Origin of the sequence: Brotocaccenecus cirricatena, from assembly GCF_020687045.1 — a bacterium.
GTDB classification, from domain to species: Bacteria; Bacillota; Clostridia; order Oscillospirales; family Oscillospiraceae; genus Vescimonas; species Vescimonas cirricatena.
Genome location: NZ_JAJEPW010000077.1, coordinates 1 through 11,191 on the forward strand (window position 1 = coordinate 1; position 11,191 = coordinate 11,191).

At 63.3% G+C, this 11,191-nt stretch carries 13 protein-coding genes; 4 read left to right on the forward strand and 9 right to left on the reverse strand.

Annotated elements, in window-relative coordinates; translation table 11 throughout:
• The first annotated feature begins 69 nt into the window (after positions 1-69).
• Positions 70-843: a shikimate dehydrogenase family protein gene (locus LKD37_RS15395; protein WP_302929983.1), complete on the forward strand. Its 774-nt coding sequence runs from the start codon at positions 70-72 to the stop codon at positions 841-843.
• A gap of 470 nt (positions 844-1,313) precedes the next feature.
• Here LKD37_RS15395 and LKD37_RS15400 read toward each other — a convergent pair whose 3' ends face one another.
• The 6 genes from LKD37_RS15400 to LKD37_RS15425 form a co-directional block, all read right to left on the reverse strand.
• Positions 1,314-1,610, reverse strand: coding sequence for a DUF1292 domain-containing protein (locus tag LKD37_RS15400; RefSeq protein ID WP_302929984.1), 297 nt, complete (start codon positions 1,608-1,610; stop codon positions 1,314-1,316).
• 66 nt (positions 1,611-1,676) lie between these two features.
• The gene (locus tag LKD37_RS15405; protein ID WP_302929985.1) at positions 1,677-2,729 is read right to left on the reverse strand and encodes an ABC transporter permease; all 1,053 of its coding nucleotides are present in this window, start codon (positions 2,727-2,729) and stop codon (positions 1,677-1,679) included.
• Positions 2,726-3,955 (reverse strand): ABC transporter permease, encoded by a 1,230-nt coding sequence (locus tag LKD37_RS15410; RefSeq protein WP_302929994.1) that lies wholly within the window; start codon positions 3,953-3,955, stop codon positions 2,726-2,728. The genes LKD37_RS15405 and LKD37_RS15410 overlap by 4 nt, the downstream gene beginning before the upstream one ends.
• Positions 3,948-4,916: an ABC transporter ATP-binding protein gene (locus LKD37_RS15415; RefSeq protein ID WP_302929986.1), complete on the reverse strand. Its 969-nt coding sequence runs from the start codon at positions 4,914-4,916 to the stop codon at positions 3,948-3,950. The genes LKD37_RS15410 and LKD37_RS15415 overlap by 8 nt, the downstream gene beginning before the upstream one ends.
• Positions 4,913-5,116 (reverse strand): helix-turn-helix transcriptional regulator, encoded by a 204-nt coding sequence (locus LKD37_RS15420; protein WP_302929987.1) that lies wholly within the window; start codon positions 5,114-5,116, stop codon positions 4,913-4,915. The genes LKD37_RS15415 and LKD37_RS15420 overlap by 4 nt, the downstream gene beginning before the upstream one ends.
• Entirely contained in the window at positions 5,113-5,652 is a 540-nt protein-coding gene (locus LKD37_RS15425; RefSeq protein ID WP_302929988.1) for a hypothetical protein, read from the reverse strand. Before LKD37_RS15425 ends, LKD37_RS15420 begins: the two co-directional genes overlap by 4 nt.
• A gap of 168 nt (positions 5,653-5,820) precedes the next feature.
• Between LKD37_RS15425 and LKD37_RS15430 the strand changes: the two genes are divergently transcribed.
• The 3 genes from LKD37_RS15430 to tsf all read left to right on the forward strand — a co-directional run bounded on the left by LKD37_RS15430 (position 5,821) and on the right by tsf (position 8,408).
• Positions 5,821-6,474 (forward strand): DUF1287 domain-containing protein, encoded by a 654-nt coding sequence (locus LKD37_RS15430; RefSeq protein ID WP_302929989.1) that lies wholly within the window; start codon positions 5,821-5,823, stop codon positions 6,472-6,474.
• A gap of 186 nt (positions 6,475-6,660) precedes the next feature.
• A complete protein-coding gene (rpsB, locus tag LKD37_RS15435; RefSeq protein ID WP_302929990.1) occupies positions 6,661-7,389 on the forward strand; it encodes a 30S ribosomal protein S2 in 729 nt (242 codons plus the stop codon).
• A gap of 95 nt (positions 7,390-7,484) precedes the next feature.
• Positions 7,485-8,408, forward strand: a complete 924-nt coding sequence (gene tsf, locus LKD37_RS15440) for a translation elongation factor Ts (RefSeq protein ID WP_302929991.1) — start codon at positions 7,485-7,487, stop codon at positions 8,406-8,408.
• A 65-nt stretch (positions 8,409-8,473) separates the two neighbouring features.
• Here the strand turns inward: tsf and LKD37_RS15445 are convergent, their stop codons facing one another.
• The 3 genes from LKD37_RS15445 to LKD37_RS15455 are packed head-to-tail and all read right to left on the reverse strand — an operon-like array spanning position 8,474 to position 11,073.
• Complete coding sequence (locus LKD37_RS15445) at positions 8,474-9,109, reverse strand: methionine ABC transporter permease (RefSeq protein ID WP_302929995.1); 636 nt, start codon at positions 9,107-9,109, stop codon at positions 8,474-8,476.
• 58 nt (positions 9,110-9,167) lie between these two features.
• Positions 9,168-10,175, reverse strand: a complete 1,008-nt coding sequence (locus LKD37_RS15450; protein WP_302929992.1) for a methionine ABC transporter ATP-binding protein — start codon at positions 10,173-10,175, stop codon at positions 9,168-9,170.
• A gap of 34 nt (positions 10,176-10,209) precedes the next feature.
• The gene (locus LKD37_RS15455; protein WP_302929993.1) at positions 10,210-11,073 is read right to left on the reverse strand and encodes a MetQ/NlpA family ABC transporter substrate-binding protein; all 864 of its coding nucleotides are present in this window, start codon (positions 11,071-11,073) and stop codon (positions 10,210-10,212) included.
• Positions 11,074-11,191: the final 118 nt, after the last annotated feature.

Genomic DNA, 11,191 nt, shown 5'->3' on the forward strand with positions numbered 1-11,191 from the left:
GATCGTGGGCCACGGCTTCCTGGGGTATATGGAGGCCATCGACCTGCTGGCAGGAGGTGGTCCTCTGGCATGAGGCTCTGCGTCATCGGCGACCCGGTGGGGCACAGCCTGTCCCCCCTGCTGCACCGGCGGATGCTGGACCGGGCGGGATTGACGGGCAGCTATGAGACCGTCACCGTGACCCCGGACACCCTGCCGGAGTTCCTGGCGGCGGCCCGGGCCGGGGCCTGGGACGGCTGCAACGTCACCATGCCGCTGAAGCAGGCGATCCTGCCCCTGCTGGATGAGCTGGACCCGGCAGCCGCCGCCTGCGGGGCGGTGAACACCGTGTGCTTCCGCCGGGGCCTGGCCGTGGGGTACAACACCGACGCACCGGGCATCCGGGCGGGGCTTCTGGCCCACGGCGCGGACCCCCGGGCGGGGCAGGTACTGATCATCGGCAACGGCGGGGCGGCCCGGGCGGCCCGCTTCGCCCTGGGGGACTGCCGCCTGCTGACGGCGGCCCGGCACGGCGGGGACATCCCCCTGGACCGGCTGCCCCAGGCGGCCCGGGGCAGCCTTGTGTTCATCAACGCCACCCCCCTGGGGATGGAGGGCTTTCCGCCCTTTGCCAGCCTCTCCTTTCTGGAGGCGCTGCCCCCGGGCGCGGCGGTGTTCGACCTGGTATACCACCCCCGGCAGACGGCTCTGCTGGCGGCGGCCCGGGACCGGGGCCTCACGGCCATCGGCGGCATGGAGCTGCTGGTGCAGCAGGCCATCCTGGCCTTTTCCCGCTTTACCGGCACGGCCCTGGACCGGGAGGCCGTCCGCCGGGACCTGCTGGCGATGGTGGGGGAGAAATAAAAAATACACGCCGCAATCCACAAGAGATTGCGGCGTGTTTGCGTGCGTGTAAGCACAGGCCTGCGGGGCCGTGGGGGCCGAGTTATAACCTGCACCGATTCAGCAGGTGGGTTGTCTCCAGCTTGCTTCGTAGCTTCCAACTTCCAGCCGCAGACGGCAGCCGGGAGGCCTGCTGTTCACATACTGATCCGACATCCCCTATAACAAAATGTGAGGATAAAAAAGACCCGTCACACCTCGCAGGGAGCCGTCTTCCGACGACACCCATAGTATAGCAGACCCGGCGGGAAAATAAAAGGGGAAACTTGCGGATTCCCCCTGGAATTTTCCGGAAGCGGCCCCCGCCCTTCGGCATTTTCACGAAAGGACTTTCGGTTTGCTAAAATCGTTTCCGGCATGGAAAAGGCGCTCCATTGGAGCGCCTTTTGTGTTCCATATGCCGGATGCAGCATCCATAAACCGGAAACCGGTCAGGAATTTTCGTCATCCTCGTCCATCAGCTGCTCCATAAACAGGTCATACACCCGCTGCAGCTCCTCGTCGCTGTCCAGGGTGGTCAGCAGCTCCTCGCCGTTTTCCGTCACGGACTTCAGGATCACCAGGCCGAAATCTTCGGCGGCTGCCTCGTCGGTCTCGTCGTCCACCGTGGGGAAGAAGGCCATATAGGTCTGGCCGTTGTCCTCCAGGGCGTCCACATATTCCAGCTCGATGTCGTTGCCGTCCTCATCGGTCAGGGTGATGAAATTGGGGCCGAATTCTTCGCTCATTTCCGTTTACCTCCTGTTGCAGTTGCCTGTATCATACCCGATTCCGCCGGAAAAAGCAAGTGATTCTTATTTTTCCCGCAGCATCCGCAGCACCCGCCGGGGTGTGGGGGGATTGCCCTTATACAGGGACATCAGCCGGTATACCCGGCCCGCCAGGGCCGTCAGCACCCCGGCGCACACCACCACCAGCGCCAGGGACACCAGGCCCCCCAGCAGGGAGGTCTGCCCCAGCAGCACCCGGCTGGGCGTCACCAGAATGGCGGTGAAGGGGACATAGTCCAGCCACCGGGCCGAGGAGGTCATGCCGTCCATACCCCCGGCGAACATGCAGCAGAAGAAGCTGGCCACCAGCACCAGGGAAAACAGCACGTTGGTGCTGGACAGGTCCTCGGCCTTTCCGGCCATGGACCCGCCGATGGCGGACAGACTGCAATACAGCAGGAAGCCCGCCAGCAGCAGTCCCGCCGCCTCCAGCATGGCCGGAACGCTGAACAGACCCGTCAGCCGTCCCACGCTCTTGAGCACCTCCAGCAGCGGCAGGGTCACCCCCGTCTGCCGGACCACGGCTCCGCCGATGGCAAAGCCACCTGCCAGACCCGCCGCCCATACGGCCAGCTGCAGAAGTCCCGCCAGGGCTGTGGCCAGCACCTTGCCCAGCACCATGGCCCCCGGCTCCACGGACACCAGGAACAGGTCCATGAGCTTGGAGGTTTTTTCCAGGATCACGCTGGCCGCCGTGCTCTGGCCGTACAGCAGCACCAGAAAATAGAGCAGCATCAGCGACGCAAACGGCAGCAGCATGGACAGCAGGCCCATGGCCTCCCCTTCCCCGGTCTGCCCGCCGGTGACGGTGACCTCCACCGGTGCCGTCAGAAGGGCCCTCTGCTCCGGCGTCAGCTCCGCCCGGTCCAGGGCCTCCTGGGTATAGCCCTCCTCCATCACCGGATTCTGCTCCGGGGCGGCGTTTTTCTGGTGCTGGGCCGCCACAGTCAGGGAGAGGATGGGGATCAGCAGGCACGCCAGGGCCACCGCGATGGTGGCCGTGCGCCAGCCCCTCTGCCGCAGCTGCTGGGTCAGGGTGAAGGAAAACACCCGTCCCAGTCCCTTGTATCGTTTCATCGGACCGCACCTCCCTTGGCCATGGACATCAGCTCACGCAGCTTCACCCGGCTGCCCCGGTGGACGATGAGTCCCGCATATACCCGGGACGCCAGGGTCAGCAGACCCCAGATCACCGCCGCCTGGATCGCCCAGGACGCCAGCACCAGCCAGAAGGACACATTGCCCCCGGCAAACTGCACCGGGGCGCAGAAAATACTCACAACGGGGCACAGGGTGGAAAACACCGCCACCGGCCCGGAGGACACGGCCCCCACCACGCAGGAGGCCAGATACCCCGTCATGGTCAGCAGCATCACAGGCCCCGTGGCCTCGCCTGCCTCCTCCATGCCGGAGCAGCAGGCCCCGGCCACGCCGCCGATCAGGGACATGGTCAGATACCCCAGCCCCAGGGACACCAGCAGCACCAGCAGCACCCCCGCCGCCTGCCACAGGTCCTCCTGCACCCGGGGCACAGCCGCCAGCAGGCCGGACAGCTGCTTCTGCAGCACGCCGGAGCCCATCAGCCCCGCCGTCAGCCCGCAGGACACCCCGAAGCCCGCCAGCATAGCCAGCAGCCACCCGAAGGTGAAGGCCATCACCGCCAGGATCTTCCCCGCCAGCAGGGCCATGGGCTTCACGCTGACCAGCAGCAGCTCCACCAGCCGGGAGTCCTTCTCCTCCACCACGGCCCGGATCACATAGGACGCGCTCATCAGGCACAGGATCATGGCCAGAATGGAATAGCCGTACTGGACCCAGAAGCCGTCCTCATGGGAGTCCTCCTCCCCGGTGGATGCCGTCAGGGCCTCCAGCTGCCGGGACGACAGTCCCGCCGCCCGAAGGCAGGCGTCCCGGACGGCCTGCCGGGCCGTCTCCGCCAGCTGGGACAGCTCCCCGGCGTGGGCGGTTTCGCTGCCGACCACCGCCACCTGATAGCCGATCTCATCGCCGGTGACCGTCACCACAGCGTCCGGCTCCCCGGCGTCGGCGGAAAAGTCCGTGTCCGCCCAATAGGCGTCGCCGGAGAAGTCCAGGACCAGGTCCGTGCGGTTATCCACCCGCACCGACGCCAGACCCGCGGTGTCCGATGTCTCCGGCGTCTCGCCGCCCAGAAGGGCCGTCAGCGGCATACTCACCGCCGCCAGCAGCACCATGATGATCAGCGTCACCCGGTTTGCCCTGCTTTTCAGCAGCTGCGACAGGGTGAAGCGGTACACCTGACCCGTGCCGGACAGGTCACGCATCGGACTCACCCCCCACGGTTTCCACGAAAATCTCATGGAGGGACGGCTCCCGCAGGTTGAACAGCACCACCGTGACCCCGGCCCGGGTCAGCCGGGCCAGCAGGTCGTTGGCCTGCTCCTGGCCGGTGACCTTCAGCTGATACTCAAACTCCTTCCGGGTCACGATCTGCGCCCCGCTTTCGGCGATGTACGGCCCGGCGTCCTCCTCGGTTTTCAGCTGTAAATGCACCCGGCCATAGCCCTTCTTGATGTCATTCAGGTGCCCCTGCAGAACCGTTCTGGACCGGTCCAGAATGGTCAGGTCCGTGCAGAACTCCTCCACCGTGGCCATCTGGTGGCTGGACATGATCAGGTATTTCCCGGCCTCGATCTCCTCCCGGATGATCCCCTTGAACAGGTCCGTGTTGATGGGGTCCAGGCCGGACAGGGGCTCATCCAGGATCAGCAGCTCCGGGTCCGACAGCAGGGCCGCCATCAGCTGGATTTTCTGCTGATTGCCCTTGGACAGCTGGTCCGGCCGCTTGGGCTTCTCCCGCTGGGCGGAGCCGCCCAGAAGCCCCCGCCGTCCCGTCTGCGCCGGGGCGCTGGGATAGAGATACTCCTCCACCTCCAGCCGCTGTGCCCAGTACCGGATGCGCCGTTTGGCCTCCGCCCGGGGCACGTCCCGCAGGGACGCGAAGTACAGCAGCTGATCCATCAGCGCATACTTGGGGTACAGGCCCCGCTCCTCCGCCAGATATCCCACGTTGCAGCGGCTGATATCCAGCGGTTCCCCGTTCCACAGCACCTCTCCCCCGTCCCGGGACAGCATATTCAGCATCATGCGGATGCTGGTGGTTTTTCCCGCGCCGTTGGTGCCCAGCAGGGCATACACCCCCGGCCCGGGCATCCCGAAGGACAGACGGTCCACCACCGTCCTGTCCCCGTATCGCTTGGTCAGGTCCTTTACCGTCAGGCTCATGTCTCTTCCTCCTCCCAGAATAACTGGTCCAATGTCTTATCCAGCGCCCGGCAGATGGCGATGCACAGGTGGATGGTGGGGTTATAGTCCCCTTTTTCGATGGCGTTGATGGTCTGCCGGGACACGGACACCATGTCCGCCAGCTGCTGCTGGCTCAGGTCCTTGGCGGCCCGGGCCGATTTCAGGCGCAGATTCTTCATGCCTCCGCGTCCTCCTGCTCCTCCCGCTTCTGGCGGCGCAGACGGACCAGCATGCACACGAACATCACCCCGAACAGCACCCCGCAGGCCGGGGACAGGGCGTTCCAGGTCAGCAGTCCGTCCTCCACCAGGTCCCCGCTGCGCAGCTGCAGGAGGAAGTTGGGGATCTGGCACAGCACCACCGCGCCGAACAGCCACAGATAGGTCCGGGGATTCTGGGCCACGGCGAAATACGCGTCCTTCCGGACGCAGGCCACGATGAACACCCCGATGGACAGAAAGATCAGCATCCACGCCGACACCCCGGGCTTGGCCCAGGGGCCCCAGATGGCCTCCACCCCGGTGTTGACGGCCAGGCTGAGCATCAGCGTCAGAAACGCCCAGCGATAGGCCACCCCCCGGGCGGCCATCTGCCGCTCGTCATATTCCGGCTTGGGCCGGCCCTGCTTCTTCCGCACCGCCGTCAGTATCGCCGTGACCACCGCCACGGCCATGATCCCCGCCAGAATGCCCGCCAGATAAGGTTCCGTATCCATCGCTCCCTTCTCATTTCTGCCCCAGCATATCACCCGCCCGACAGTTTGTCAAGTATATTTTACAAAAGTTTTATTTTAGCTGTCACCCAAGCAGGACGCCCTTTTCTCCTCGACAAAGACGGCCCGGCCGGGTATAATGGTTCTATCCCACCAAGGAGGACCACGGATATGAAGAAAAAACGCCTGTTTCTGATCCCCCTGTGCCTGTTGCTGCTGGCCGCGGCCTGGTTCCTGCTGCGAAGCCGCATTCCCCAGCGGTGGTACACCGCCGATGAGCTGGGCATCCCCCAGCTGCAAAGCCCCCTGGACGCCGACGGCGACGGCGTGGACGACTGGACGGACATGGTTCTGGGCGCCCGGTCCTATATTGCCACCAACCCACACTATAAAAGCAAGTATTATGCCGGGGGCTACCCCGACGACGGCCTGGGGGTGTGCACCGACGTGATCTGGCAGGCCTTCCGGGCGGCGGGCTATTCCCTGAAGGCCCTGGTGGACCGGGACATCGCCGAAAATCCCGCCTGCTACCCCAACATCGAGACCCCTGACGGAAACATCGACTTCCGCCGGGTCAGCAATCTGGACACCTTCTTCCGCCGCCACGCCCAGGTGCTGAGCTGTGAGCTGGACGATCCCGCCCAGTGGCAGCCCGGGGACATTGTGATCTTCGGCGACCGGGACCACATCGGCATCTGCTCCGACCGCCGGAACCGGCAGGGGATCCCCTTCCTCATCCACCACGGAAACCCCATCGACGAGGCCGTGGAGCGCAATGACATGGGCAAATATGTCATTACTGGCCATTTCCGCTGGATGGGATAAGGTTTTTTTAAAAAGCGCCGCCTTTCCGTCACAAACCGCAAAATTTATCTTGCAATTCCCGGCGCACTGTGGTATTATATTTCAGCATTCCGCACAGGGGCGGACTTTCGGTCGGTGCCGCAAGGTTGGCCGGGGGGAGGAAGCTCCTGGAGGCAACAAACTAAAAATCAAAGGAGAAATGAAACCATGGCTAACCAGAACGTCGTATCCATGAAGGCCCTGCTGGAGGCCGGTGTCCACTTCGGTCACCAGACCCGCCGCTGGAACCCCAAGATGGCCCCCTACATTTACACCGAGCGCAACGGCATCTATATCATCGATCTGCAGAAGACCGTGAAGAAGCTGGAGGAGGCCTATAACTTCGTGCGTCAGCTGTCCGAGAGCGGCCAGTCCCTGCTGTTCGTGGGCACCAAGAAGCAGGCTCAGGAGGCCATCAAGGAAGAGGCTCTGCGCTGCAATATGTACTATGTCAACGCCCGCTGGCTGGGCGGCATGATGACCAACTTCAAGACCATGCGCACCCGTATCGACCGCCTGAACCAGCTGAAGACCATGCAGGCCGACGGCACCTTCGATATGCTGCCCAAGAAGGAAGTCATCAAGCACCTGGGCGAGATCGAGAAGCTGGAGAAGTACCTGGGCGGCGTGAAGGAAATGAAGAAGCTGCCCGGCGCCCTGTTCATCGTGGACACCCGCAAGGAGCGCAACGCCATCGCCGAGGCCCATCGTCTGGGCATCCCCGTTGTGGCCATCGCCGATACCAACTGCGATCCCGACGAGATCGACTATCCCATCCCCGGCAACGATGACGCCATCCGCGCCATCCGCCTGATCTCCTCCATTATGGCCAACGCCATGATCGAAGGCCGTCAGGGCGAGCAGACCGAGGAAGCCGCCCAGGAGACCGCTGAGTAAGCGTATATTTTCCGGCTGTATCACCGCGTAACCACGGGGCAGGGTGTATGCCCTGCCCCTTTTACTGTATTATTATGAAATTGGAGGAACTAAGAATGTCTTTTACTGCTGCTGATGTGAAGACCCTGCGCGAGATGACCAGCGTGGGCATGATGGACTGCAAGAAGGCCCTGACCGAGTGCGACGGCGACATGGACAAGGCCGTTGAGTATCTGCGGGAGAAGGGCCTGGCCAAGGCCGCCAAGAAGGCCGGCCGCATCGCCGCCGAGGGTATGTCCTATGCCCTGGTGGAGAACGGCGTGGGCGCCCTGGTGGAAGTCAACTGCGAGACCGACTTCTGCGCCAAGAGCGACCTGTTTGTCGCCTTCGTCAAGGATATCGCCAAGGCCGTTCTGGATAACGACCCCGCCGATGTGGACGCCCTGATGAACTGCAAGTATCCCGGCACCGAGCTGACCGTGTCCGAGACCATGCCCGAGAAGGTCATGTCCATCGGCGAGAACCTGCAGATCCGCCGCTTCGTCCGCTTTGCCGAGAACACCAGCGTGGGCTATGTCCATGCCGGCGGCAAGATCGGCGTTCTGGTGAACCTGGCCGTGGAGGGCGTGGACGCCACCGAGATCGGCAAGAACGTCGCCATGCAGATCGCCGCTCTGAATCCCCGCTTCTGGGATAAGTCCCAGGTCACCGAGGACGTCCTGGCCGAGGAGAAGAAGATCGCCCTGGCTCTGATGGACAGCGATCCCAAGATGGCCTCCAAGCCCGCCCAGGTCAAGGAGAAGATCGTCATGGGCAAGATGAACAAGTTCTATGAGGAGAACTGCCTGCTGCAGATGGAGTTCGTCCGCAGCGACCTGTTCCAGGGCACCGTGGAGAACTACATTGCCGACGCCGCCAAGAAGCTGGGCGGTTCCGTGAAGTTCGTCAACGCTGTTCGCTTCCAGACCGGCGAGGGCATCGAGAAGAAGCAGGAGGACTTCGCCGCCGAGGTCGCCGCTCAGATGAACATGGGCAAGTAAGCCCCCTCCCCTACCGTATAGAAAATCCCGCGCCGGAACCGGCGCGGGATTTTTTCAGCTCTTTATCACTTTTTCAGCCGCTTGTCGCACTTCACGGCCAGCTTGGTGCCCACCGTCTGGAACAGCTGCACCAGCAGAATCAGCAGGATCACCGCCGCAAACATCACCAGGTATTTATACCGGTAATAGCCGTAGTCGATGGCGACCTTGCCCAGGCCGCCGCCGCCGATGATGCCGCTCATGGCGGAGTAGCCCAGAATGGTGGTCAGGGAGATGGTGACGTTCTGGATCAGGGACGGCACGCTTTCGGGAATCATCACCTTGCAGATGATCTGCATGGGCGTTGCGCCCATGCTCTGGGCCGCCTCGATGATGTTGGGGTCCACCTCCCGCAGGCTGCTCTCCACCAGCCTGGCCACAAAGGGGAAGGCCGCCACCACCAGGGGAACGATGGTGGCCGTGGTGCCCACGGCGGTGCCGATGATCAGCCGGGACAGGGGAAACACCATAATCATCAGAATCAGGAACGGGATGGACCGCAGCAGATTGATGATGACGTTCAATGCCGACAGCACCGGCTTCGGCAGGGGCAGGACGCCGTCCTTCTCCCCGGCCACCAGCAGCACCCCCAGAGGCAGGCCCAGCAGGATGGCCAGGGCGGTGGACAGCACCGTCACATAGAAGGTCTCCCACAGTGCCATGGGAAACTGGGTCAGAAAGGCGGTTTTCAGCTCCGCCAGGGACTCCGCCGTAAACAGATCACTGTACATCCACGCTTACCTCCTCTGCCTGCAAATTGGGGATGGTCCGGAAAAACTGCCAGGCCCGGTCAAACTGGCTGTTGGGGATGCCCAGCAGCATACTGCCGTAAACCTCCTCCGACAGCTTCTGGGTGCTGGCGGAGATGACGTTGGCATAGATGCTCTCCTCCGCCGCCAGCCGGGCCACCATGGGGATGGCCGTGGTCTGTGCGCTGCGGAAAATCAGCCGGATGCGCCGCTCCTGGCTGGGGTCGGACACCGCCGCGTCGGCTCCGCCGGGGAACACCAGGTGCCGGGCCGCCTGGGACTTGGGGGCGGAGAACACCGCCGATACCAGGCCGTTCTCCACCACCTCGCCGTCGTCCAGGATGGCCACGTGGGTGCAGATCTCCTTCACCACGCTCATCTGGTGGGTGATGACCACCACGGTGATGCCCAGCTTGCGGTTGATGTCCTGAATCAGCTCCAGGATCTGCCGGGTGGTTTTGGGGTCCAGGGCGCTGGTGGCCTCGTCGCACAGCAGCACCTTGGGATTGGTGGCCAGGGCCCGGGCGATGGCAATGCGCTGCTGCTGGCCGCCGGAGAGCTGAGCGGGATAGGCCTGGGCCTTATCCGGCAGGCCCACCAGCTCCAGCAGCTGCCGGGCCTTGGCCTGGGCCTCCTTCCGGCCCACCCCGGCCAGCTCCATGGGGAAGCAGATGTTCTGCAAACAGGTGCGCTGCATCAGCAGGTTGAACCGCTGGAAGATCATGGTGATCTCCCGCCGGGCCGCCCGCAGCTGGGCCGGGGTCATGGCGTCCAGCTGCTGGCCGTTGACGATGACCCGCCCCTCCGTGGGCCGCTCCAGCATATTGATGCAGCGGACCAGAGTGCTCTTGCCTGCGCCGCTCATGCCGATGATGCCATAGATATCCCCGTCGGCGATGGTCAGGGACACGTCCCGCAGGGCGTCCACCCGCCCGCCGGCGTTTTCAAAGGTCTTGCTGACATGCTGTAATTCAATCAAGGCTGCTGCCTCCCCTTCTGTTGTTGATAAACGGTTACTTGGAAGCCTTCAGAGCGTCCAGGCTGGTCTGCAGGCCGCCATACAGGCCCATGGGCTCCACATGGATGGCGCTGACGGACACGATGTGGGTGTTGTTCTCGGCGTTGAAGTCCTCCAGATAGGGCAGGTGCTGGAAATAGTTGGCGTCCAGGGTGCCGTCGTCCACCACGGTGTTGGGCACCACATAGTCGTTATAAACCTGAATGTCCAGGGTGATGTCCTTAGCGGCCAGGATCTCCTTGGCCACCTCCAGAATCTCGGCGTGAGGCGTGGGGGAGGCGGCCACGGTGATGGTCTGGCCCTTCAGGGCGTCGTAATCCACGGAATCGTCATAGCCGTTGCCGGGGTTGGTGACGGTGCTGACCACGGAGCCGTTGTACTTGCTCTCGATGAAGCTGGCCACCTGCCGGCTCTCCAGAGCGGCCTTCAGGGCCAGGATCTTGGGGGAATTCTCGTTGCCTTCCTTCACAGTCAGGATGTTGGCATAGGCGGAGGAGGAGCCCTCGATGGCCAGGGAGTCCTTCACGGGGTTCAGCCCGGCGTTGATGGCGTAGTTGGAGTTGATGACGGCGTAGTCGGCGTCCTTCAGCATATCGGGCAGACGGGCGGCCTCGGCCTCTACGATCTCCACGTTATAGGGGTTCTCCACAATGTCGTTCTTGGTGGCGGTGATGCCTGCGCCGTCCCGCAGCTTGATGATGCCGTTCTCCTGCAGCAGCAGCAGGGCCCGGGCCTCGTTGGTGGTGTCGTTGGGAACGGCGATCTTCAGGGAGGTGCTCTTGGAGCCGCAGCCCGTCAGGGCCAGGGACAGGATCAGCGCCAGAACCAGCGCCGTCAGCTTCACGGAAGTCTTTTTCATGATGTATTATCTCCTTGTTATCATTAATACTGATTCTTGAATAAAAAATTTAATCAAGAATCCCGTGCGCTGTGCGCACGCACAGCGTGTGAAAACACGCTGTGACGTCTCATACAAA

Excerpts from the sequence above, each read along its gene's own strand:
- LKD37_RS15415 (WP_302929986.1), bottom strand. The coding sequence starts at position 4,916 with ATGAGCCTGACGGTAAAGGACCTGACCAAGCGATACGGGGACAGGACG.
- LKD37_RS15430 (WP_302929989.1), top strand. The coding sequence starts at position 5,821 with ATGAAGAAAAAACGCCTGTTTCTGATCCCCCTGTGCCTGTTGCTGCTG.
- rpsB (WP_302929990.1), top strand. The coding sequence starts at position 6,661 with ATGGCTAACCAGAACGTCGTATCCATGAAGGCCCTGCTGGAGGCCGGT.
- LKD37_RS15425 (WP_302929988.1), bottom strand. The coding sequence starts at position 5,652 with ATGGATACGGAACCTTATCTGGCGGGCATTCTGGCGGGGATCATGGCC.
- LKD37_RS15400 (WP_302929984.1), bottom strand. The coding sequence starts at position 1,610 with ATGAGCGAAGAATTCGGCCCCAATTTCATCACCCTGACCGATGAGGAC.
- LKD37_RS15395 (WP_302929983.1), top strand. The coding sequence starts at position 70 with ATGAGGCTCTGCGTCATCGGCGACCCGGTGGGGCACAGCCTGTCCCCC.
- LKD37_RS15455 (WP_302929993.1), bottom strand. The coding sequence starts at position 11,073 with ATGAAAAAGACTTCCGTGAAGCTGACGGCGCTGGTTCTGGCGCTGATC.
- tsf (WP_302929991.1), top strand. The coding sequence starts at position 7,485 with ATGTCTTTTACTGCTGCTGATGTGAAGACCCTGCGCGAGATGACCAGC.
- LKD37_RS15410 (WP_302929994.1), bottom strand. The coding sequence starts at position 3,955 with ATGCGTGACCTGTCCGGCACGGGTCAGGTGTACCGCTTCACCCTGTCG.
- LKD37_RS15420 (WP_302929987.1), bottom strand. The coding sequence starts at position 5,116 with ATGAAGAATCTGCGCCTGAAATCGGCCCGGGCCGCCAAGGACCTGAGC.
- LKD37_RS15445 (WP_302929995.1), bottom strand. The coding sequence starts at position 9,109 with ATGGCACTGTGGGAGACCTTCTATGTGACGGTGCTGTCCACCGCCCTG.
- LKD37_RS15405 (WP_302929985.1), bottom strand. The coding sequence starts at position 2,729 with ATGAAACGATACAAGGGACTGGGACGGGTGTTTTCCTTCACCCTGACC.